This window comes from Embleya sp. NPDC127516 (assembly GCF_044765325.1).
Taxonomy (GTDB): Bacteria; Actinomycetota; Actinomycetes; order Streptomycetales; family Streptomycetaceae; genus Embleya.
The window spans coordinates 224,045-245,784 of record NZ_JBIWJT010000009.1; the positions used below are offsets into that span (position 1 = coordinate 224,045).

The 21,740-nt window shown below is 71.9% G+C and carries 18 protein-coding genes; 11 read left to right on the forward strand and 7 right to left on the reverse strand.

Going from position 1 to position 21,740, the window contains the following annotated elements:
• The first annotated feature begins 2 nt into the window (after positions 1-2).
• From ACIRL2_RS19520 to ACIRL2_RS19530, 3 genes are all read left to right on the forward strand, one after another.
• A complete protein-coding gene (locus ACIRL2_RS19520) occupies positions 3-1,301 on the forward strand; it encodes a tetratricopeptide repeat protein (RefSeq protein WP_395860475.1) in 1,299 nt (432 codons plus the stop codon).
• Positions 1,298-2,896: a nickel transporter gene (locus tag ACIRL2_RS19525; protein WP_402233634.1), complete on the forward strand. Its 1,599-nt coding sequence runs from the start codon at positions 1,298-1,300 to the stop codon at positions 2,894-2,896. The genes ACIRL2_RS19520 and ACIRL2_RS19525 overlap by 4 nt, the downstream gene beginning before the upstream one ends.
• Positions 2,897-2,981: 85 nt before the next feature.
• Positions 2,982-3,365 carry a hypothetical protein gene (locus ACIRL2_RS19530; protein WP_402233636.1) on the forward strand — a complete coding sequence of 128 codons (384 nt, stop codon included), beginning with the start codon at positions 2,982-2,984 and terminating at the stop codon, positions 3,363-3,365.
• A 210-nt stretch (positions 3,366-3,575) separates the two neighbouring features.
• Here the strand turns inward: ACIRL2_RS19530 and ACIRL2_RS19535 are convergent, their stop codons facing one another.
• The gene (locus ACIRL2_RS19535) at positions 3,576-4,112 is read right to left on the reverse strand and encodes a TetR/AcrR family transcriptional regulator (RefSeq protein ID WP_395860482.1); all 537 of its coding nucleotides are present in this window, start codon (positions 4,110-4,112) and stop codon (positions 3,576-3,578) included.
• A 185-nt stretch (positions 4,113-4,297) separates the two neighbouring features.
• On the opposite strand from ACIRL2_RS19535, the gene ACIRL2_RS19540 reads away from it, so the two are divergent.
• Positions 4,298-5,497, forward strand: coding sequence for a trypsin-like serine peptidase (locus ACIRL2_RS19540; RefSeq protein ID WP_402233638.1), 1,200 nt, complete (start codon positions 4,298-4,300; stop codon positions 5,495-5,497).
• Positions 5,498-5,799: 302 nt separating this feature from the next.
• On the opposite strand, the gene ACIRL2_RS19545 is transcribed toward ACIRL2_RS19540, so the two are convergent.
• On the reverse strand, positions 5,800-6,096 hold the full coding sequence (locus ACIRL2_RS19545) for a hypothetical protein (RefSeq protein WP_395860486.1): 297 nt from the start codon (positions 6,094-6,096) through the stop codon (positions 5,800-5,802).
• Between the two features lie 297 nt (positions 6,097-6,393).
• Here ACIRL2_RS19545 and ACIRL2_RS19550 point away from each other — a divergent pair, with 297 nt between their 5' ends.
• Together ACIRL2_RS19550 and ACIRL2_RS19555 are read left to right on the forward strand one after the other, a co-directional pair.
• Positions 6,394-6,966 carry a TetR/AcrR family transcriptional regulator gene (locus tag ACIRL2_RS19550; RefSeq protein WP_395860487.1) on the forward strand — a complete coding sequence of 191 codons (573 nt, stop codon included), beginning with the start codon at positions 6,394-6,396 and terminating at the stop codon, positions 6,964-6,966.
• A gap of 107 nt (positions 6,967-7,073) precedes the next feature.
• Positions 7,074-8,249: a GDSL-type esterase/lipase family protein gene (locus tag ACIRL2_RS19555; protein ID WP_402233791.1), complete on the forward strand. Its 1,176-nt coding sequence runs from the start codon at positions 7,074-7,076 to the stop codon at positions 8,247-8,249.
• Positions 8,250-8,333: 84 nt separating this feature from the next.
• Here ACIRL2_RS19555 and ACIRL2_RS19560 read toward each other — a convergent pair whose 3' ends face one another.
• On the reverse strand, positions 8,334-9,662 hold the full coding sequence (locus tag ACIRL2_RS19560) for an aspartate aminotransferase family protein (RefSeq protein ID WP_395860489.1): 1,329 nt from the start codon (positions 9,660-9,662) through the stop codon (positions 8,334-8,336).
• Between the two features lie 99 nt (positions 9,663-9,761).
• Here ACIRL2_RS19560 and ACIRL2_RS19565 point away from each other — a divergent pair, with 99 nt between their 5' ends.
• The 5 genes from ACIRL2_RS19565 to ACIRL2_RS19585 all read left to right on the forward strand — a co-directional run bounded on the left by ACIRL2_RS19565 (position 9,762) and on the right by ACIRL2_RS19585 (position 16,300).
• Positions 9,762-10,700 carry a LysR family transcriptional regulator gene (locus ACIRL2_RS19565; RefSeq protein ID WP_402233641.1) on the forward strand — a complete coding sequence of 313 codons (939 nt, stop codon included), beginning with the start codon at positions 9,762-9,764 and terminating at the stop codon, positions 10,698-10,700.
• Positions 10,701-10,858: 158 nt separating this feature from the next.
• Positions 10,859-11,299 (forward strand): hypothetical protein, encoded by a 441-nt coding sequence (locus tag ACIRL2_RS19570; protein ID WP_395860492.1) that lies wholly within the window; start codon positions 10,859-10,861, stop codon positions 11,297-11,299.
• A gap of 344 nt (positions 11,300-11,643) precedes the next feature.
• Positions 11,644-13,689, forward strand: a complete 2,046-nt coding sequence (locus tag ACIRL2_RS19575) for an alkaline phosphatase family protein (RefSeq protein WP_402233643.1) — start codon at positions 11,644-11,646, stop codon at positions 13,687-13,689.
• 211 nt (positions 13,690-13,900) lie between these two features.
• Complete coding sequence (locus tag ACIRL2_RS19580) at positions 13,901-14,965, forward strand: WxL protein peptidoglycan domain-containing protein (protein WP_402233644.1); 1,065 nt, start codon at positions 13,901-13,903, stop codon at positions 14,963-14,965.
• A 171-nt stretch (positions 14,966-15,136) separates the two neighbouring features.
• On the forward strand, positions 15,137-16,300 hold the full coding sequence (locus ACIRL2_RS19585; protein ID WP_402233646.1) for a cytochrome P450: 1,164 nt from the start codon (positions 15,137-15,139) through the stop codon (positions 16,298-16,300).
• 176 nt (positions 16,301-16,476) lie between these two features.
• Here the strand turns inward: ACIRL2_RS19585 and ACIRL2_RS19590 are convergent, their stop codons facing one another.
• The 4 genes from ACIRL2_RS19590 to ACIRL2_RS19605 all read right to left on the reverse strand — a co-directional run bounded on the left by ACIRL2_RS19590 (position 16,477) and on the right by ACIRL2_RS19605 (position 21,667).
• Positions 16,477-17,526, reverse strand: a complete 1,050-nt coding sequence (locus ACIRL2_RS19590; protein WP_402233648.1) for a hypothetical protein — start codon at positions 17,524-17,526, stop codon at positions 16,477-16,479.
• Between the two features lie 82 nt (positions 17,527-17,608).
• On the reverse strand, positions 17,609-18,652 hold the full coding sequence (locus ACIRL2_RS19595; RefSeq protein WP_395860500.1) for a zinc-dependent alcohol dehydrogenase family protein: 1,044 nt from the start codon (positions 18,650-18,652) through the stop codon (positions 17,609-17,611).
• Positions 18,621-20,675, reverse strand: coding sequence for an aldehyde dehydrogenase family protein (locus ACIRL2_RS19600; protein WP_402233649.1), 2,055 nt, complete (start codon positions 20,673-20,675; stop codon positions 18,621-18,623). The genes ACIRL2_RS19595 and ACIRL2_RS19600 overlap by 32 nt, the downstream gene beginning before the upstream one ends.
• A complete protein-coding gene (locus ACIRL2_RS19605; RefSeq protein WP_402233651.1) occupies positions 20,672-21,667 on the reverse strand; it encodes a helix-turn-helix domain-containing protein in 996 nt (331 codons plus the stop codon). The genes ACIRL2_RS19600 and ACIRL2_RS19605 overlap by 4 nt, the downstream gene beginning before the upstream one ends.
• Positions 21,668-21,740 lie beyond the last annotated feature (73 nt).

A 21,740-nucleotide genomic window follows, 5' to 3' on the forward strand; every position in this document is an offset into this window, starting at 1 on the left:
TCGTGCCGACGCTGCGAGTGTGGGGCGCGGGTGCGGTGGCGGGGATCGTGCTGATCGCGGCTCCCGTCGCCGTGCGCTCACTGGACACCGACCGGGGAAGCCAGGCTTCCCCGGTCGGGGCGCGGGCGGCGTCACCGGCCGACCCGATCGCCGCCGCGCAGGCGCGGTTGCGTGAAGTGCCGGACGACGCAGCGGCGTTGGCCGCGCTGGGTGGGGCGTACGTGGAGCGGGCCCGGGTCACCGGCGACGCGTCGTTGTACGTCCGGGCGGGCCAGGCGTTGGATCGGGCGCTGGCGTTGTCCGGGCCCGGGACGCCGACGCGGGTGACCGCGCTGGTGGCGTCCGCAGCGCTGGCGAACGCCCGCCACGACTTCGCCGCCGGGAAGGAGTCGGCGGTCCGGGCGATCGAGGCCGATCCGTACCACGCGCCCGCGTACGGGGCGCTGGCCGACGCCGCCACCCAACTCGGCGACACCGAGGGCGCCACCGAGGCGATCCAGCACATGCTCGACCTGCGCCCGTCGGTGGCCGCGTTCACCCGCGCCTCCTACGACCTGGAACTGCGTGGCGACGTGGAGGGCGCGCGCACCGCGCTCGATCGGGCGCTCGACGGCGCGTTCACTCGGGACGAGGTCGCGTACTGCCGGTTGTGGCAGGGCGAACTGGCGCGCCGTTACGGGGATCCCGCCGGGGCACTCGGCTCCTACGAGGCGGGGCTGCGGACGGCGCCGGGCGATCCGGCCTTGCGTGCGGGGCGGGCCGCGGCGTTGGCCGACGTGGGACGCGTGGACGAGGCGCTCGCCGAGTACGACCGGGTGATCGCGTCCGCGCCGATCGCCCAATACCTGATCCGCTACGGCGAGTTGGCCGAGCGGGCCGGAAGGGCGGAGCTCGCCCGCGAGCAGTTCCGGCTCGTGGCGGCCCAGTTCGCGGTGCAGGAGGCGCAGGGCGCGACGGACGACGTGGCCCGGGCGGTGTTCGAGGCCGACCACGGCGATCCGGCCGAGGCGGTCGGGCGCGCCGAGGCGGAGCGGGCCCGCCGAGGTTCGGTGCACACGGCGGACGCGCTGGCCTGGGCGCTGTATCGGGCGGGGCGCGCCGACGCGGCGCTGCCCTACGCGACGGAGGCCACGGCGGGTGGGTGGCGTGATCCGGACGTACTGGCCCACGCGGCGGCGATCCGCGCTGCCGCGTCGATGGATGCGGGGAAGGCGGCGGACGCGGGGAACGCCGGCGGTACGGCCGGCGCCGGTCGTACGGGGACCTCGGCGGCCTCCGGGACCTCGGGAGGCGGGCGATGAGGGCGCGGTGGGCGGTTGCCGGGTGTGCGGCCCTGTTGGTCGCCATGGGTGTGCTCGTCGGGGCAGCGCCCGGGGCGTCGGCGCACCCGTTGGGGAACATCAGCGTCAATCAGGCCCACCTGTTGACGCTGCGTCCCGATCGGGTGGAGGACCTCGCGCTCGTGGACGAGGCGGAGATTCCCACGCTCCAGGAGGCGGGACGGCGCGACCTCGACCACGACGGACACGTCTCGGCCGCCGAGTTGCAGGCCCACGCGGACGCCGAATGTCCGCGTCTGGCCGACGGGTTGCGGCTGTGGATCGACGGGCGGCCGGCTGCGGCCTGGACGGTGCTGCGGGCGGGCGCCGAGCTGGTGCCGGGCGCCGCGGGCCTGTCGACCACGCGCACGGAGTGTCGGTTGGGCGCGGCGGCCGATCTGTCCCGCCCCGCCAGGGTCTCCGTGCGGAACGACAACCATCCGGGCCGGGCCGGGTGGCACGAGGTCACCGCCTCCGGCGAGGGTGTCGCGCTGGGCACCTCCCCGGTGCCCCGGACCAGCACGAGTGGCGGACTGCGTTCCTACCCGGTGGACTTGCTCTCCTCCCCGCCGGATGTGCGCGGCGCGGACCTGCGGGTGCGTCCTGGCACGGATGCACCCGTGCCGGGCGTGCGGCGATCGACGCCGAACCTGATCGAAGGGGCGTACGCGGGTGTGCAACGTCGCTTCGACGCGGTGCTGGGCGCGGACCACCTGACCGTGGGGGCGGGCGTTGCCGCGGTCCTGCTGGCACTCGTACTGGGCGGCTCGCACGCGGCCCTGCCCGGGCACGGCAAGACGATCATGGCGATGTACCTGGCCACGCGTGGTGCGGACGGGCGTCGTCAGGGAGTGCGCGACGCGGTGACGGTGGGGGCCGCGGTGACCTTGACACACACGGCCGGGGTGCTGGTGGTCGGGACGTTGTTGAGCGTGTCGACGTCGCTGACCGGCGAGCGAGTGTTGATGTGGCTCGGGGCTGCGAGCGGGCTGCTCGTGGCGGGCATCGGGGTGTGGCTGCTGCGCGCGGCGGTATTCGCGCTGCGGGCGGGTCGGGCCGGGGGCGATCGCGCGGTCGTGCACGCGTACCGCGGACACGGACACGCCCGTGGGCACTCCCACGCGCATTCCCACTCCCACACACGTGCGCACGCCCACGCCCACGCGCATTCGCATTCCCGCGACCAAACGACCGTCGCCGACGCCCACACCCACACCCACGCCCACGCCCACGCCCACGCCCACGCCCCAGCCGATCCGACCGTTCGCGGTACGCGCCCCGGGCGCGGTGTCCTGATCGGCATGGGTGTCGTCGGCGGCCTGGTGCCCAGCCCGTCCGCGCTGGTCGTCCTGTTGGGCGCCGTCGCGCTCGGGCGCACCGTGTTCGGCGTCCTGCTCGTGCTGGCCTACGGACTGGGCATGGCCGCCGTGTTGACCGCCGCCGGCCTGGTCCTGGTCCGCCTGCGACCCACGTCCCGGCACCTGCGGGGTTCGTGGTGGTCGCGATATCTCCCGCTCGCCACCGCCGTGTCCGTGATCGCGGTCGGCGTGGTGTTCACCGTTCGCGCGGTGGGCTGAGGCCCATCGCCGTATGTCGACGCACACATGAGGAAGGGAGTCGGTCCCGATGACGACGAGGGTGAGGACCCCGATGAGGACGAGGATGCGGGCGACGACGGGCACGGCGCTCGCGGTGGCCGCGCTGTGGGCCTGCGCCGCCGGGTGCACGGGGTCGGGCAAGGACGAGAATCCCGAGCGTGCCTCGTTCGAGGCCGCGCCCACGACGGCGACGTGCCAGGAGCACCAGCGGTCGCGACCCGGACCGGAGTACACGTCGCAGGAGGAGGGCGACACCGCGAAGGTCCTGAACGTGCTGGAGCACTACACGGCGAACGGGCGCAAGCCTTACTGCGACGGCAAACCCGCGACGGCGACCGACCTCGCGTGGGCGCGGTTGTACGTCGACATGGGCGCGGACGCGGCTTATCTGTCCGGCGAACTCGGCGGCGGAGGCGTGCCGGACGAGGACCCGACACCGTCGCCGTGACGGTCGGTCCGAGTCGGCCCGGCCCGTCGCCCGGGCCCAACCGCGGCACCCGGGCCGATCGGCCCGGGTGCCGCGGGCTGCGACGTTCACGTCCGGTCCGGCGGGCCGGATGGCACCGTCGCTCGACGCGCACGCGGCGCCGAGGCGCCCTCGCGGACGGCGCGAACGACCCGGCCCGAGCGCGTGAGCCGCGCGGCTCGACTGTGCGGATCAGCGCACGAGCAGCCGCAGCAGCGCCTCCCGCAGGTCGTCGCGGCGGCCGGCGACGAGTTCCTCGAGGGTGATGTCGAAGACCATCGCGACGAGCAGGTGCGCCATCGGCTCCGGTGGATCCCAGCCCAGGGCCACGAGTTCGGGCAGGACCAGGGCCCTGGTGCGGGCGTTGCGTTCGCGGGTCTCCTCGAAGAGATCGGGGTCCGTACGGGCCTGGACCAGCAGTGCACGGGTACCGGTGGTCGCCAGGCCGGCGTCCAGGTAGCCGTGCACGCCGGCCACCAGGCGTTCGCGGCCCGGCGCGAGGCCCTCCACCTCGGCCAGGACGCGCTCCTCCAGGCCGCCGTGGTACCTGCGGTGCAGTGCCACGAGGTAGCCGCGGCGATCCTTGAAATGTTGGTAGAAGCTGCCCTTCGCCATGCCCGCCGTCTCCACCACGGCGTTCACCGACATCCTGGACAACCCGCGTGCGTCCGCGACTTCGAGTCCCGCCCGCAACAACGCCTCACGGCCCGGTCCCGCCGGTCGTGCCATCGATCACCTCTGTTGGAGAGTCAAACCACCTGGTGGTCTTGACAGTTGCGCCCCGGATGAACACCTTATGACCGACCGACCGGTCATGAACAGGTTCGATCTCGACGGGCTTCCGCTCCGACCCCCGCTCCCCCGAGGCAACGGCCCTTGTGGCCTTGCCCTTTCGAGAGGACATGGACCACTCCATGCACGTACGACGCACGTTACGAAGCAAGATCGCCACGGTGGTGGGCGTGCTCGCCCTCACCGCCGCGGTGCTGACCGCGACGCCCGCGGCGCACGCCGACGCCGGCGCCCCGGTCGAACTGCCGCGCCTGGTCGCCGCCGACCCCGTCAACCACGCGGCGATGCTCCAGGCCGAGGTCGGCTACTGGAATCTGGCGCGGATCGCCAAGTACGGCCTCAACTCGGACGGCGCCGACGCGTTCCCGCCGCCGGGCGGCTGGGACGACCTGAGCAGACCGTGGACCGGCCAGGGCAAGATCTCCCGGACCACCGGCAAGCTCCTGATGGTGTATCGCAATTCCTTCGACGGCGCGCTCGTGCCCTCGGCGTGTTCCGCGAACGTGATCACCAGCGCCAACCGCAGTACCATCGTCACCGCGGGCCACTGCTTCAAGGTGACGGCCAACCTCCGTGCGGGACTGGGCGACGACGTGATCACCAACGCGGTGTTCATCCCCGCCTTCAACGGCGCGAACGTACCCCGCTTCACCGGCACCGACGAGAGCAACGCGCCCATGCCCGGCAACGACGTCGCGCCCTACGGCGTCTGGGGCGTCACCCGTGCCTGGATCACCCCCACCTGGGATGCCGACAGCACCTTCCGGTCCGGCGGTGACGTCGCGATGGCGACCGTCGAACGCCCGGGCGACCCCACGCCGATCCAACAGATCACCGGCGGCCAGAACATCGCCTTCGGCGTGGCCGCCAACCCGCTCTCGCTCCACCAGTTCGGCTATCCGACCGACAACACCCGCAACTGGTACTGGACCAGGAACAGCGACGGCACCACGTCCGCCGACTTCGGCGTCGCCCCCTCACTGCGACGCGGTTTCGACGGCCGGTCCCTGATGTACGCCCGCGGCACGACCATCGACGACTCGACGATCAACCTGGCCCACGACATGGCCTCGGCGATGTCCCCCGGCTCCAGCGGCGGCCCCTGGCTGATGAACTTCGACCCCGCCACCGGCACCGGCACCCAGATCGCGGTCACCTCCCGCTTCACCAACGCCACGGGCAGTTCGCCCTGGTGGGAGGCAGCCTGGGCCATCGTCCACGGCGGCACCCCCAACTGGGCCTACGGCCCCTACCTGATGTCCAACGGCTTCGGCGACCTCACCCAGGCGATGTACAACACGGTCCGGAACACCACCCCCTGACCCCCCGGTTCCGCACCCGCCCATGAGCCGACGGCCCTGACCGAACCGGCCCGAAAGCACACCGGTGCGCCCCCGCCCGCAGGCGAGGGCGCACCGGCCCCCACTCGACACCACCCCCGCCCCGGCACCTCGCCGCCGGACCCGGCCGGCTCTTGCGTGGTGTGCGCCCGCGGCCCGGTGATGGTCGCAACCTCCCGCGAGGCCGGGAGATCCGGGAGATCCGGGAGAATCGGACCTTGTCACCGTTGCCCCCGGCAGCCCGGTGATCTCGACAAGCCCGGAAGGACCGTTCGGCAGACGGTCTACGGGGTCACCACGGTGAATACCGGGTAGATCCGCGGCTGCACGTCCGGAACGCCGAGGTCGCGCAGGATCGGGATGATGATCTCGCTGAACCGCTCGAACGCTTCCTCGGACTCCCACACGTCGGCGACGAACCAGCCTTCGGGGGTGGCGGCGGAGGTGTGCGAGATCAGGCCCGGCACCGGCCAGTCCGCGGGCTTCTCGACCGGGCCGCGACCGCCGGTCACCTTGTCCGCACTCGCCTCGTACATCGCTTGGGTCATACCGGGCATTTCGAGAATCACGACGATCGCCATGTCGGCCTCCGCTGCTGGATGTTGTCGGGGTGCCGGATCAGTCGACCAGCACGGTCGGCCCATCCGCGCGTCGAGCTACGCCGAATGGCCGACCGCTGCCGGCCGGGGCCGGCGACCGCCCATCCGTCCCGGTCCGGACCGCGAGGTCTCCGAGGCCGACGAACCGCCGACGTCCGTGATCGCTCCCCTGGATGTGTCCCGAACCGGCGAACCAAGACACACGCCAGATTGCCTAATGCAATTAGGCATGCGCATAATCCTCTAAGGCAGGATTGGCGGAGGACTCGGAGAGTGGGCATGACACGAGTGGGGCTGACCACGGAGCGTCTGGTCCGGGCGGGGGCGGAGCTGGCCGACGAGATCGGCTTCGAGCAGGCGACCCCCGCCGAGCTCGCCCGTCGGTTCGGCGTCAAGACCGCGAGCCTGTACTCGCACGTCAGGAACGCCCATGACCTCAAGACCAGGATCGCCCTGCTCGCCCTGGAGGAACTCGCCGACCTCGTCTCCACCGCGGTGGCCGGACGGGCCGGCAAGGACGCACTGATCGCGTTCGCGAACGTCTACCGCGACTACGCCCTCGCGCACCCGGGCCGCTTCGAGGCCGCCCGGTTCCGGCTCGACCCGGAGACCGCGGCCGCCGGTGCCGGCGTCCGGCACGCGCAGATGATGCGGGCGATCCTGCGCGGATACGACCTGGCCGAACCCCGGCAGACCCACGCGGTGCGGCTGTTGGGCAGCGTCTTCAGCGGTTACGTCGGGCTGGAGAGCGCGGGCGGCTTCGGTCACAGCGCCCCCGACTCGCAGGAGAGCTGGACCGAGATCCTCAACGCGCTCGACGTGCTGCTGCGCACCTGGCCCGCCGACTCCTGAGCGACCCGCCTCATCCACCGACCCCACCGCCGGGCGACGCCCTGATCGGAGAGACCGCGGAAATGGGCACCGAGGAAACGAGCACCGAGCAGATGAGCACCGAACGCATCCACACCGAGGACGACTGGACCACCACCCCCATCACCGCCGAACTCCTGCGCGGCGCACTCGACGTGGAGCACACCGAACGCGGCGTCCTGCCCCACCGGCTGCCCGCACGCGCCCGGGAGCAGATCCCCGACGACCAGCTCGCCATGGCGCAGTCGCAGCCCTCCGGCGTACGACTGGCCCTGCGCACCCGGGCCACCGCCGTCGAGCTGGACGTCGTGGCCGGCAAACGGGTCTACGTCGGAGCGCCGCCGCGCCCGGACGGGGTGTACGAGCTGCTGGTCGACGGGCGGCTCGCGGGTCGGGCCGGCACGACCGACGGCGACACACTCACCATCGACCCGGTCTCCGGAACCACACAGACCCGAACCGGCCCGGTGCGGACACTGCGCTTCACCGGGCTGCCGGGCGACGAGAAGGACGTCGAGATCTGGCTGCCGCACGACGAGACCACCCTGCTGGTGGCCCTGCGTACCAACGCCCCCGTACACCTGCCACCGGCCGGCGACCGCAAGGTCTGGCTGCACCACGGCAGTTCGATCAGTCACGGCTCCAACGCCCGCACCCCGACCGGGACCTGGCCCGCCCGAGCGGCGGCTCTGGGCAAGGTGGAGTTGATCAATCTGGGCTTCGGCGGCAGCGCCCTGCTCGACCCGTTCACCGCCCGCGCCATGCGCGACACCGAGGCGGACCTGATCAGCGTCAAGGTCGGCATCAACATCGTCAACACCGACGCGATGCGGTTGCGTGCCTTCGGTCCGGCCGTCCACGGTTTCCTCGACACGATCCGTGAAGGGCATCCCACCACCCCCCTGCTGGTGGTCTCGCCGATCCATTGCCCCATCCACGAGAACACCCCGGGACCCAGCGCCGCGGACTTCGGCGCGATGAGTGAGGGGCGTCTGCGCTTCGTCGCCACCGGCGATCCCGCGCAGACCGCCGCCGGGAAGCTGACCCTCACCGTGATCCGGGACGAGTTGGCCCGGATCGTTCGGCAGCGCGCGGCCGCCGACCCGAACCTGCACTACCTGGACGGCCTCGAGCTCTACGGCGAGGCGGACCACGCCGAACTGCCGCTGCCCGACGACCTGCACCCGGACTCGGCCACCCACCTGCGCATCGGCGAACGCTTCGCCCGCCTCGCCCTCGGTGCGTTCGCCGGCCCGGCCGGCTGACGAACTCCCCTTTGCGCAACCCTCGTTCGACCGGCGTCGAACGGCACGCCGCGGTTCGTCGGTGGGCGCGCGGAGTCGGTGTGCTCAGCGCGTGGCGCAGGCGTCGCCGATCGCCTCGTCCAGGATCGTCAGGCCGAGCGCGAGTTCGTCCTCGGTCGCCGTCAGCGCAGGCGCGATCCGGAAGACCCCGCCCATGCCCGGGAGCTGCACGATGTTCATGTGCAGGCCCAGTTCCAGGCAGCGCCGGGTGACCCGCGCGCCCAACGCGTCCGAACTTTGTTTCGTCTCGCGGTCGACGACGAGTTCGAGCCCGGCCAGCAGGCCCCGGCCGCGGATGTCACCGACGACCGGATGGCGCGCGGCGATGTCCGTCAGGCCCTGCCGCAGGAACGCGCCGAGCGTTCGCGCGCGCTCGTCGAGCCGGTCGGCGATCAGCACGTCCAGCACGGTGTTGCCGACCGCCGCCGGCAGCGGGTCGGCGACATGCGTGGTGAAGAACAGGAACCCGCGGTCGTACGCCTCCTGCTCGATCTCGGCACTGGTGACCACGGCGGCGAGCGGCAGTCCCGCGCCGAGCGTCTTGGACAGCGTGAGGATGTCGGGGACGACGCCGTCGCGCTCGAACGCGTACCAGGACCCGGTGCGGCACAGGCCGGTCTGGGCCTCGTCGAGGATCAACAACATGCCGCGTTCCCGGCACTTGTCCCGCAGGGCCGCGAAGTACCCGGGTGGCGGCTCGATGATGCCGCCCGAGCTGAGGATGGGTTCGACCAGGCACGCGGCCAGGCTGCCGGTCGACTGCGCGTCGATCAGGTCGAAGGCCACGTGCAACTGACGGCGCCAGTCCAGTGCGCCGTCGGCCGTGGTGAAGTCGGGCCGGTACGCGTTCGGAACCGGGATGGCGAAGTTCCCGGGTGCGCCGGGGCCGTAGCCCTTGCGGCCCGCGCTGTAGGTGGCGGACGCGGCGGCCTGGGTCATGCCGTGCCAGGATCGGGCGAACGAGACGATCTCGTACCTGCCGGTGACGAGCTTGGCCATCCGGATCGCGGCTTCGTTCGACTCGGCGCCGGTCGTCAGCAGCAGCGCCTTCTCCAGCGGCGCGGGCAACGTGGCGGCCAGCCGGCGGGCGAGGTCGACCACCGGGCGGCTGAGCATGCCGCTGTAGAGGTGGTCCAGGGTCGCCACCTGGCGCCGGACGGTCGCGACGATCTCCGGGTGCGAATGGCCCAGGATCGCGCTCATCTGGCCGGAGGTGAAGTCCAGGATCTTCCGGCCGTCCGCGGTGAAGACGAAGCTCCCGGCGGCGTGGTCGATGATCTCGCGGGTGAACTCGCCGCCGTAGCGGACGAGGTGGCGCCGGGCGTCGGCCCAGAAGGTTTCGGTGGACGGCGGGGTGGTGCTCGAAGCAGCCATGTCCACGACCGTAGGTCGCGTTCGAGCGACACGTCCATCTCACGATTCCGGCCGTGCTGTTCGGTAAAACCGCACAAGGATGCCGACAATGAGGGCGTGATGAACCCTTGGAGACTGCGCCTGCTGAGCCGGCTGGACACGCTGGGCACCATCCGGGCGGTCGCCCAGGCCACCAACCTGAGCCCGTCCAGCGTGTCCCAGCAGCTCGCCGTGCTGGAGGCGGAGACGCGCACCCAACTGCTGGAACGCACCGGACGGCGGGTGCGGCTGACCTCGGCCGGGCTGATCCTCGCGCGGCGGGCGCAGGCGATCCTCGATCACATGGACGGCGTCGAGGCCGAGTTGCGCGGGTTCGGCGAGGAACCCGCCGGGCTGGTGCGGTTGGGGGCGTTCCAGAGCGCGATCCACACCATGGCGGTGCCGGCGGTGACCCGTCTGGCGCGCGAGCATCCGCACCTGGATGTCGAACTGCTGGAGTTGGAGCCGCACGCGAGCATGCCCGCGCTGCGAAATGGTGACGCGGACATCATCATCACGACCACGGACTTCGACGAACTGCCCCTGGGGCCGGATCTCGACCTCGTGCCGCTGGCCACCGACCCGGTCCTGCTGGTGGTCCCGCCCGAGCATCCCGCGGCCGGCCGCGGGGCGGTGGACCTCGCGGCCTACGCGGACGAGCCGTGGGCGTTCGACATCCCGCAGTCGTACATGGCGAACCTCGCCTTGCGCCTGTGTCGGCAGGCGAGGTTCGAGCCGCGCGTGGTGTGCCGGTTCAGCAACTACATGATGACGTTGCAGCACGTCGAGGCCGGGCTGTCGATCGCGTTGTTGCCCGGGTTGGCGGTCGACCGCCGCTATCGCGTCGCCACCAGGGAACTCGCGAATCCCCAGACGCGCACGATCACGGCGGCGATCCGCCGCGGCTCACCGCCTCGTGCGGCGGTGCGCGCCGTCCTGGACGCGCTGCGCCGCGACCCGAGCCTGCCGGTGTCGGGACGGGAGAGTGACGATTCGGCCGGCTGTGACTCAAAGTCATAGCCCGCAGACTCTGTGTGTAACGCAGATCACGGCGACATCCACCCTCGATGGTCGATGGGCCGCTCGTTCTCGTGCCAGGATGTGCCATGTGAGATGTGCAATGTCACACCTCATACGGCTACGCCCGACGTCGGGCGTCACGACAACGGAGGTTTCCCATGAAGTGCATCCAGGCCATCGCAGCGCTGGGCATAGCCGGCACGAGCATCCTCGCCGCCGCGCCGATCGCGACCGCCGATCCCGTTCCGCCCTCCGTGACCTGCACGTACGGCCTCCAGTCCGGCCTCGCGACCAAGGTCTGCGCAGAGGTCACCGGCGAGAACGTGCGACTCTTCGGCCAGGTCGGCCTGGCGGGGCCTCCGTCGCCGGGCAGTCCGCTGCCGCAGCCGAAGCCGCTGATCCTGCAGCTGTCCGGCAACGTCGCCGGCGTCTCGCTCGGTGCGGTGACCCAGAACGCGATCTTCCAGAGCACCACGATCCAGGTCTCCGGCGTGAGCGGCAGCGTCGGCTGCGGTTCGACCGTCCACGGCAGCTTCGCCGTGGCGTCCTACCAGTGGCCGTCGAACCCGGTCACCATCGATCTGGACATCCCCTGCTGACGTCACCCCCGGCCGTGAATATCACGGAACGATAACGGGTTCGGACCGGAAGTTCTCTCGTTGTTCAGCCGATCGACGGCCGTTCGTGGATGGCCGATCCCCGACTCGTTGCATGGTGGTTGCGCACACTCTCGCGCGGCGGCCGCAACGACAGGCAACTCGGGCCGCACGTCGGGGAGCTCGGCACGCGACACCCGCTCCACCCGCAGTACGCAGGTGCGCGGTAGGCAACACGAGACAGCCGGGCCGACCGCGCGAACGCGGTCGGCCCGGCGGGCCTGCGGCGGATTGCCCCCGCCGCGGCCCGACCCCACTCCGGTTCATCCACCGAGGGAGTTATCGAAGTGTACGGATCCACCCGAGCCAAACGCGGGATCGCCGCCGCCGCAGTCGCCGCGGTCGCCGTTCCACTCGCCCTGGCCGGCGCCGCGCTCGCCGCCTCGCCGGCCGCGGCCGAAACCCTGCCGTCGCTGCCCGGCGGCACCAAGAAGGCCAAGACGCTGGTCATCGGCATCGACGGCCTGCGCTTCGACAAGCTGCGAAGCGGCGACGCGCCCAACCTCAAGGCACTGATGGCCGGCGGCGTGACCGCGTCGAGCAACCTGTACGCGCAGCCGTTCGCACCCACCGTCTCCGGACCCGGCTGGTCCACCATCGCCACCGGCGTATGGCCGGACAAGCACGGCGTGCACGACAACTCGTTCGCCGGATCTCAGTACGACAAGTACCCCGACTTCGCGACCCGCCTGGAGACCGCCCAACCGGCCGCCTCCACCCTCGTGGTCGGCGCGTGGGAGCCGATCTCGTCGAAGATCTTCTCGCCGAAGGTCGACGTGCGCGTGTCCACCGACGAGAACGACGACCTCGCCACCGCCGACACCGCGCAGTACCTGTCCACCGGCAACCCCGACGTCGCGTTCATGCACCTGGACGCGGTCGACGGGGCCGGCCACAACAACGGGGGCAGCAGCGTCGAGTACGCACAGGCCGTACGCGAGGCCGACACCCGGGTCGGCAGGGTCCTCGACGCGCTGCGCGGTCGGGCGACCTACGCCCAGGAGGACTGGCTGATCATGGTCACCACCGACCACGGCCACACCGACTCCGGCGGCCACGGCGGCGACACCCCGCAGGAGCGCCAGACCTTCGTCATCGCGAACGGCGGGGGCATGCCCGCCGGCACCGTGCGCGACGACGTGCGCCTCGTCGACATCGCGCCCACCGTGCTCAAGCACGAGGGTGTGCGGATCGACCCGGCGTGGGGCCTGGACGGGCAGCCGATCGACGAGATCAAGGCGGACGCCTTCGACGCGCTGCGACCGACCCTGTCCGAGCGCGTCGACGAGACCGGCATCCCCGCCGGCGTCAAGGGCTTCACCCACACCACGCCACAGGGCTGGTCGATCGACAACTCGGCGATGCCCACCGGCGGCGTGACCGAATGGCGCGGCTGGTCCTTCACCACCGACGAGTTCTTCACCCGCGCCGAGGGCAACGCCCAGGCCCGCGAGGGCAACGTGCGCAGCCGCAACGTGTTCGCCGTCGCCGACTCCGACGAGTGGGACGACAAGGCGCACGCCGCCGGGCAGTTCGACTCGACCCTGGTCTCCCCGGCCTACCCGGTCGAGGGCAAGGCCAAGGCGGAGCTGAGTTACGTCAGCGACTACCAGGTCGACGGCCCGCAGACCGGCGACGTGTATGTGTCCTGGGACGGCGGCGCGCCCAAGCCGATCAAGTCCTACCGCGCGAACACCAACCAGGTCGAGCGTCTGACGCTCGACGTCCCGGCCGGCGCCGAGACCGCGCAGATCCGGTTCCGCTACACCGGCACCAACAGCCGCTTCTGGGCCATCGATCAGGTCTCCCTCACCACGAGCGGGGCCACGAACCCGGGCGGCGACCCGCTGTCCGGCAACCAGGTGATCACCACCACCGTCAAGAACACCGGCGGGCTGACCATGACCGTCGACGGCGGCACGGTCACCCTGCCCTCGCCCGAACTGACCGCCGCGGGCGACCGGTTGGCCAGTTCCGGTGCGCTGAACACCGTGCAGGTCACCGACCTGCGTACGGCCGACCCGGGCTGGAACGTCAGCGGCCAGGTCACCGACTTCGCCGCCGCGGGCGGCGCGGGCGGCGCGGGCTTCGACGGCTCGGCCCTGGGCTGGACCCCGAAGGTCGTCCGGGCCGGCGACGGTCAGCAGGTGACCGCCGGCCCGCCGGTGGCGCCCGCGGCCGACGGCGGCGTCAAGACCGCGCGCACCCTGGGCCGGGCGGTGGCCGGCCACGGTCGCGGCACCGCCGTGCTCGGCGCCGACCTGAGCCTGAACCTGGCCACCACGACCGCACCCGGCACCTACAGCGCGACCCTCACGGTCACCGCGATCTGAGCACCCGCGGACCCACTGTTCCGCTGCTCCGCTGCTCAGCTGCTCCGCTTCCGATGATCCGCTGACGTGACACCGTCCCCCGCGCCCGCGCGGGAGACGGTGTCGACAGCGGACACCCCGGCGGCGCGGGGTACGGGCCACCCCGTACCCCGCGCCCACCCGGACCCGACATCACCGACCCCGCCCGGTCCGGGCCGCGAAGGAATCCTTCATGCCCCACCCCCGTCATCGCCTCCACCGGGTTCTCGCCGCGCTCGTCGCCGCCGGCGCCTGCATCGTGTTGTCGTGCGCCACGCCCACCGTCGCGGCCGAACCCGCGCCCACTCCCACCACCTGGTCCGTACAGCCGTCGACCGAACAGGGCCCGGACGACCGCCCGTTCTTCCGCTACGCACTCGCGCCCGGCGCCCGGCAGATCGACTACGTCGCCGTCACGAACGCCGGCGACGCGCCCCTGACCGTGGATCTGTACGCCCAGGACGCCTTCACCACCGCGGCCGGCGGCTTCGACCTGCTCGCGGCCGGACGCCCGTCCGCCGACGTCGGCGCGTGGATCCGCCTCAAGCAGACGCGGATCACCGTGCCGCCGCGCTCGCGCAGCGACGTACCCTTCGAACTCTCCGTCCCGGACAACGCGTCCCCCGGCGACCACACCGGTGGTGTCGTCGCCTCCGTGACCACTCCCGGACAGGACGCGGCCGGCAGTCGAGTGCTGGTCGACCGACGTGTGGGCACCCGCGTGTACCTGCGGGTCGACGGCCCGCTGCGGCCCGCGCTGGGCACCGGCGGGCTGAGCGCGCGGGTGCACGGCTCGCCCGACCCCTTCGGCGGCGGCCTGACCGTCACGTACACGGTGCGCAACACCGGCAACGTCCGTCTCGGCGCCCGTCCCGAGCTGACCGCGCGCGGCCCCTGGGGCGTGACCACGCGGCACCAACGGCTGGATCCGCTACCGGAGTTGCTGCCCGGTGCCGCCTTGACGCGAACCGTGCGCCTGGACGGTGTGACGCAGGCGTTCCTGCTCGATGTCGACCTCGCGGTGCACCCGATGCCGGTACCCGCCGGCCCGGCGGAGACCGGCCCGATCGCCCACGCGCGAACCGAAGTGCGGGCCGTGCCATGGGTCGTGGTGGGAGCATCCGCGCTGCTGCTCGCCGTTCTCGTGTCGCTCGTCGTGCGTCGCCGCCGACGCCGTCGCCGAGGCGGGGAGGAGACCACATCCCACGCGAGGGAGCCGATCCCGCAGCCCATCGGGGCCGGGGGCAACGGATCGTAGCCCCCGGGCCGTTCGCGCGGCGATCATCGGCCGACTCGCGGGGCGGTGAATCGACGGTGTCGATGCCTTGCCCGGGCGTTGCGGTCACACGATACTGACGTGAGGTCGCTGTCCGTGTTCCGTGGGGCGGGACGTGTCCGCGCTCGACAGGTGCCCGAGGGGGACCGCTCGATGGGCAGGAGAGTTCCGCGTCGGTTCAGGCAGGATCCGCTGGGGTTTCTCGAGGACCTCTCCCGCCGTCGTTCGGCCGGGGTCTTCCCGCTCCCCTGGGGCGGTTGGTGCGTAGGCGACCCGGAGTTGGCGCTCGCGGTGTTGCGCGACCCGGAGTTCAACGCGGGACTGTCCACCTTCTACGGTGACCTGCTGCCCTCACGACCGGCCCAGATCGCCCTCGGGCACGCGGTCCGGAACGTCCTGCGACCACGATTACCGGAGTACCGGGAGAACCTGGCCGAGGCGGTGGCCGAACTGCCCGCGGCCGGGCGGTGGCCCGAGACCGGTCCCGCGCTGGTTTATCGGTGCACCGCCGACCTGTTGCTCCACCCCTCCGCGGCCCCCGGGTTGCGACACCTGCTGGCCCGATCCGTGGGCGCCGGCCTGCTGATCCGCTCGCCCCTGATGCGCGAGCGCGTACGCGTGGAGTTGCTGCGTCCGCGGCTGTTCGCGGCACTGATCGAGCACATCGGGCAACGCCGCGCGGCAGGCGGCGATCCCGACGCGCCGCGAGACCTGCTCGACGCGGTCGTCGGCGCGTGCCCCGAGAACACCGACGACCGGATCGTGGCCGAACTCTACGTGCTGCTGTTCCGGTCGATCGTGGGGAACGTCGGCTACACCGTGGCCTGGACCGTACTGCTGGCCGGCCTGCACAGCGCGCCGGGCGCGCCGTGGCCGTGGCCCCCCGAGTGGATCGTGCGCGAGGCCGCGCGGCATCGCCCGTTCGTCTGGATGGTCGGCCGCCCGGTGCCGGATCCCGTCGAATTCGGCGGTGTCGAGTTGCGCCCCGGCGCGATCCTGTCGGTCAGCCCCTATCTCCTGCACCACGACGAACGACACTGGAATCGTCCCGACGCGTTCCGGCCCGAACGCTGGGCACACCCGGACGAGCGCGGCCCGTATCTGCCGTTCAGCGCGGGCCCGTTCATCTGCGCCGGCGCGGCGATCGCCCAGACCATGGCCACCGACGCGGTGGCCGCCCTGGCCGGCGGCGCGCGACTGACCGTCGTCGACGGGGACACCCGTCCGGTCGTGACCAACGCGGCGGCTCCCCAGCCGTTCACCCTGAGCCGCACCACCCGTTCCGTGACCGGATCACCCGCATCCGGGAGGAGGTGAACACCCATGATGGCGATCATCCGACGCATCCTCACGAACACGCCGCCACTGATCTGGAACCCGAAGGACCCGTGGTGACCCCACCTCGGGACGGACGGCCCGCGCGGACGAACGCATCGGTCCGCGCGGGCCGTTCGGCCACCCGGCCACCCATCGGCCGGCACCGACGCAGTGGGTCAACCGTTGTGGGCCCGCTCGGCCACCCGGTCGGAGAACAGGGTGACCATCTCCCAGCCCTCGCGCAGGGTTTCCTCGACCCGCTCCACGGACCAGTCGTCGCGGTCGGCCAGCGCCCGATATCCCACCTCCAGGTGTTCCACATCGGCGCCGTCGTGGAGTTCGAAGTAGCGGCTGCCCGCGAAGCTGGTCAACCCGGCGTTGTGGAACACCAGACCGCTGCCTTCCAGCACCAGATGCGCCAGCACGATGCGGTCGACGGTGCTCGAGGAGGTCATGCGGTCCACGAACCACGAGGATGCCGCGGCGACGACCGGATCACGGCGGGCCGGGCGGCCGGCCCGCGTGCCGCCCAGCAGCGTGTTGTGGCCGAGTTCCTCGGCCAGGTGTTCCTCGGCGAGCCGACGCGAGGGCGTGTCGATCTCCCCCGCGACGCGGGCGGCGATCACCCGCTGGAAGCCGTCGGACCACTGTTGCAGGTGGTCCAGCGCGCGTTGCCGCAATTCCCCGGTGGTGGCGTCGGGATGTGCGACGAGGCGGATCAGGGCGCTGTCCCGGTACCCGGCCATGTACCGTTCGTTCGCCGCGCGCACGGCCGCCACCTCGTGCCGATCGGCGAGGTAACTCACGCGCGGCGACTCGGTGTTCTCGTACAGTCCGGCGCCCTCGAACTGGATCGACAGGGCCCAGAACCCGGTCGGTCCGGTGCCCACGAAGCCGTGGTCGTCGCCCGGCGGGAGCAGCACGATGTCGCCCGGCCCGATCTCCTGCCGGACTTCGCCGAGCGTTCGCCCGGATCCGACCGCCGCGACGACCATGCTCTTGACGGGATGCCGGTGCACGGCCTGCGCTTGGTCGGGGAGCAGCCGTACCCAACTCATCGAGATCCGCGCGAGGTCGGGGATGAACTCCTTGAGGGCGGGATGACGATGGAAGTCCTTCAACAGTCCGATGTCATGGACGGATTCGTCGACGACCACGGAGGTGATCGCCTCGAGGTCGTCCCGGTGGATGATCTGCATGCGGCTCACGGCCTTTCGTTTGCTCACGGTCGTGTGGGTGGTGCGTGGGGCACCGGCGGTACGGGAACAGGCCAACGCATCCCGGGCCTTCAGGGGGTGATCAGGATCTTCAGGGGATGATCAGGACCTTCAGGGCGCTGCGGTCGTGCATGGCGCGGTATCCGTCGGCGATCGATGCGAGGGGGATCGTGCTGTCGAACACCGGTGAAGGGTCGAGGGTGCCGTCGAGCACGCGCGGCAACAGGTCGGGGAGGTAGGACCGGACGGGGGCAATGCCGCCGCGCAGGGTGAGGTTGTTCATGAACAGGGCGCCGACGTCCAGTCCGCGGTCGCTTCCGTGCGGGGCGCCGACCCAGCCGATGGCGCCGCCGGGGCGGGTGACGCCGATGGCGGTACGCATCGCCTCCTCGCTGCCCACGGCCTCGATCGCGGCGTGCACGCCGTGGCCGCCCGTCGCCTCGCGTACCGCCGTCACGGCCGCCTCGCCGCGTTCGGTGATCGTGGTGGCGGCGCCGAACTCGCGGGCGAGGCGCAGGCGGGCCGCGTGTCGGCCCAGCGCGATGACGTGCTCCGCGCCCAGCATGCGGGCGGCCAGGACGGCGCACAGCCCGACCGCGCCGTCGCCCACCACGGCGACGGTCGCACCCGGCCGTGCGCCGGCGCTCACCGCCGCGTGGTAGCCGGTGCCCATGACGTCCGTCAGTGCGAGCAGCGCGCCGAGCAGCCGCTCGTCCGAGGCGGCCTCGGTGGGCACCTTGACCAGGGTGCCGTCGGCGTACGGGACCCGGACGCCCTCGCCCTGGCCGCCGTCGGACCCGACCGCGCCCCACATTCCGCCGTTGGTGCAGGAGGTGGGCAGGCGCTCCGTGCAGAAGACGCAGGCCCCGTCGGACCAGGTGAACGGGGCGATGACCAGGTCGCCGGGGCGCACCGCGCGCACGTGGGAGCCGGTTTCCACCACGGTGCCCAGGAATTCGTGCCCGATGCGCTGTCCGGGCGTACGGGCGGACTCGCCCCGGTAGGCCCACAGGTCGCTGCCGCACACGCAGGCGCGCAGGACTTGGACCACCGCGTCGCCGGGCCGCTGTACGCGGGGGTCGGGGACGTCCTCGACGCGGATGTCATAGGGGCCGTGAATGGTGGTGGCGCGCATGCGTCACGTCCTTGTCCCCGGCGTCGGCGGGCCGGTCTGCGGTCAGGGTGATCAGGTCGAAGTCCGCGACGGGCCGGGCGTCCTGGTTGACGACCTCGACGTGCCAGCGCACTTCGCCGTGACGGGCACCGGGGCGTGCGGTGATCCGCCGGGCGGTCAGGGTGACGGTCAGGGCGTCGTCCGGCCGTACCGGGGCCAGGAAGCGCAGGTTCTCCAGCGCGCGGTTTGCCAGTACGGGCCCGGGTTCGGGCGGCACGAACATGCCTGCCGCGAGCGACAGCACCAGGTAGCCGTGGGCGACGATCCCGCGATAGAGCGGGTGTCTGGTCGCGGTGGCCTCGTCGGTGTGCAAGTAGTAGTGATCGCCGGTGAGTTCGGCGAAGCGGTCGATGTCGGCCCGGGTGACCGTGCGGGGGCCGACCGTCACGGCGTCGCCGGCGCGCAGGTCGCTCAGGTATCGGCGCAGGGGATGTGTCGGGCCGTGCGCGCGTGCGGCGCCCGGTTCCCATCGATCGGTGACCGCCGCCAGATGCCCGGGCGAGGCCCGAACGTTCGTGGTACTCAGGTGGCGGTGGAACGGACGAAGGTGTTCGGTGTCGTCCGCAGCGCTTCGGCCGGCGCCCGGATCCCGCGGGTCGACGATCTCGACGCGGCTGTGCGTGGGGATCAGCCCGCGGACCAGGTCGCGGGCCGTCGCACGGTCGTCGGTGACCACCCAGCCGTGCAGGTCACGGCCGCCGAGGGCGAGCGCGTCGCGGATGTCGGCCGACGAGCGGTACGGAACGAGCGTGGCGACCGGCCCGAACGCCTCCACCTCGTGCACCTCGCGGCGTCCCGGGTCGGCGGCGGCCAGCAGCACCGGCGGCATGAACGCGCCGAACCGCCGCTCGTCGGCCATCGCGGCGATCCGGCCCGGCGTCCCGCGGATCGTGCGGGTGACCCCGCGCAGTCGGGCGACACCCGCCAGGACGCGGTGTCGATGGGGCGAGTCGATCAGCGGCCCCATGTCCGCTCCGGTGGTGTAGGGGTCACCCGGTCGGATCTCGTCCAGGGCGGCGGCGGCCGCGTCCGCCACCGCGTCCAAAAGCTGCGCCGGTACGAAGGCGCGGCGTACCGCCGCCCGCGTCTGACCCGCGTGCGCCGTCATGGCGGCGACCAGTCGGTCGACGAACAGCGCGAAGGCCGCCGTGCCCGGTGCGGCGTCGGCACCCAGTACCGCGCAGTCCAGGGCGTCCGTGGCGTAGTTCTCGTGCGGCGCGGCGGCAAGCGTCGCGATCCGACCGCGCAGTCGTCGGGCGGTGGCCGAGGTCCCGGTGAAGGAGAGCAGGTCGTGGGCGGAGAGGTGGTCGGCCAGACAGGTGGGTCCGGACACGAACTGGAGTGCTCCGTCCGGGATTCCGTCGCACTCGGTGATCCGTCGCACCAGGTGCGCCGCCACTTGGGCGGTGCGGTGCGACGGCCGGACGATGACCGGTGTGCCCGCGAGGAAGGCGTGGGCGAAGGCGCCGAGCATTGTGGTCGCGGGCAGGCTGAAGCCGCTGATCTGCACCGCGACACCGGGCGGCCGGTCGAGCACGGACCGGGTCGCCGAACCCCGTACTCCTGAGGGCGGGTCCACTCCGTCTCCTGCCAAGAGCAGGCCGTCCGCCGTCGCGCCGGCGTCGGTCAGTCGGCGGGTGAGCGCCGCGGCGCAGTGCCGCATCGTTGCCAGCCCGCTGTCGATGTCCTGTGCGGCGTCGGTCGGCGAGCTGCCCAGGTGGGCGAGGAGGCGGACGAACTCCTCGCGATGGCCCGCGAGATGACGCGCCAGCCGGTTGGTCCGCCGGGCCCGCTCGGCGAAGTCGGTGCCGCGCAGCGCGGGGATGCCCACCGAGCGGGCGTACCCGAACGCCGGGGCGGCGTCGATCGCGGTCGTGGTGACCCGGAAGACCTCGTGTCCGTGCACCGCGTGTCGGCGCGTGGTCCCGGAGTCGGCGGGTGTGTGCCATCGGCCGCACAGGTAGTGCGGCACCGGGCCGGTCAATGTCGGCTCCCTTCACCCGGCGCGCACAGGACGGGTTGGCGTGCCGCGATATCCTGCGTTTCGACTGCTCCGATTCCGCTCGGCGTGAATCCGGCCTGCGCCGCCGAGCGGAACACGGAAGGCGACAGCGAGTAGGTGGCCTTGAAAGTGCGCTGGAAATGGCTGAGGTCCCGATAACCGACCTTGACGCAGATATCGGCCACCGGCAGGCTGCTTTCCATCAGCAGTGCACGTGCGAGTTCCATACGCAGCTCCGTGACGAAATCTATGAATCTGTGACCGGTCCGCTTTTTGAAGGTCCGCGAGAAGTGGTATTTGCTCATGTGCGCGGCTCGGGCGGCGAGTCCGAGTGTCAGTTCGTTGTCCGCGAATCTCTCCCGGATGAAGGCCACGGCGGTGTCGACCTGCTCGGCCACCGGGTCGACCCCGGGGCGCTCGACAGGTGTGGGTGCGCTGGGCGCGTCCGCGCGCAATCGGCCGGTGAACCACAGGAGTTCCTCGACGAAACCGCTCAGCCTGCCGTGCGGCGTCTGGGCCCGCGTCTCGGGCGAGGCGGCGGCCGGGTAGCCCGGCACGGTCAGCGCAGTGGGGATGACCACCGCGTCCAACGCGGCCAGCACGATCCGGAGATGGTCCACCGCGTGGGTGTCGCGGGCGGCGCTCACCGAGACCAGGCCCACCGGTTTGCGCCGCACCGGGCCGCCGTCGAGATGGTCCAGGGCGAGTTTGATCTCGCCGGAGCAGGAGTTGTTGCGCACGGCGGTCAGCAGCACCAACGCGTGGGCGCGTGCGGCCGAGGCGCGAAGCAGTTCGCGGGGCACGGCGTCGCGGCCGGCCGGCCCGACCCGAAGCCATTCCGGTCGGCGGCCGGCGACCGTGCCGATCGTGGTGCGCAGACCGGGAAAGAGTTGCGTTCCGTCGGAGGAATACTCCGGGGTGTCACTGACGATGAGAATGGCAGGAGGAATCGTTAACGCGAACGGTTGGACCATGGTCGAGCTCCCCGTGGATCGTGTCTCGATAAGACTAGGGAGGCGCGCGTCAAGGCCGTGTGAGGGTTGTTCG

Bases quoted from the DNA above. Each gene is read 5' to 3' on its own strand.
- ACIRL2_RS19605 (WP_402233651.1), bottom strand. From the start codon at position 21,667: ATGGTCCAACCGTTCGCGTTAACGATTCCTCCTGCCATTCTCATCGTC.
- ACIRL2_RS19545 (WP_395860486.1), bottom strand. From the start codon at position 6,096: ATGGCGATCGTCGTGATTCTCGAAATGCCCGGTATGACCCAAGCGATG.
- ACIRL2_RS19570 (WP_395860492.1), top strand. From the start codon at position 10,859: ATGAAGTGCATCCAGGCCATCGCAGCGCTGGGCATAGCCGGCACGAGC.
- ACIRL2_RS19580 (WP_402233644.1), top strand. From the start codon at position 13,901: ATGCCCCACCCCCGTCATCGCCTCCACCGGGTTCTCGCCGCGCTCGTC.
- ACIRL2_RS19530 (WP_402233636.1), top strand. From the start codon at position 2,982: ATGCGGGCGACGACGGGCACGGCGCTCGCGGTGGCCGCGCTGTGGGCC.
- ACIRL2_RS19550 (WP_395860487.1), top strand. From the start codon at position 6,394: ATGACACGAGTGGGGCTGACCACGGAGCGTCTGGTCCGGGCGGGGGCG.
- ACIRL2_RS19595 (WP_395860500.1), bottom strand. From the start codon at position 18,652: ATGCGCGCCACCACCATTCACGGCCCCTATGACATCCGCGTCGAGGAC.
- ACIRL2_RS19565 (WP_402233641.1), top strand. From the start codon at position 9,762: ATGAACCCTTGGAGACTGCGCCTGCTGAGCCGGCTGGACACGCTGGGC.
- ACIRL2_RS19560 (WP_395860489.1), bottom strand. From the start codon at position 9,662: ATGGCTGCTTCGAGCACCACCCCGCCGTCCACCGAAACCTTCTGGGCC.
- ACIRL2_RS19585 (WP_402233646.1), top strand. From the start codon at position 15,137: ATGGGCAGGAGAGTTCCGCGTCGGTTCAGGCAGGATCCGCTGGGGTTT.
- ACIRL2_RS19525 (WP_402233634.1), top strand. From the start codon at position 1,298: ATGAGGGCGCGGTGGGCGGTTGCCGGGTGTGCGGCCCTGTTGGTCGCC.
- ACIRL2_RS19540 (WP_402233638.1), top strand. From the start codon at position 4,298: ATGCACGTACGACGCACGTTACGAAGCAAGATCGCCACGGTGGTGGGC.
- ACIRL2_RS19535 (WP_395860482.1), bottom strand. From the start codon at position 4,112: ATGGCACGACCGGCGGGACCGGGCCGTGAGGCGTTGTTGCGGGCGGGA.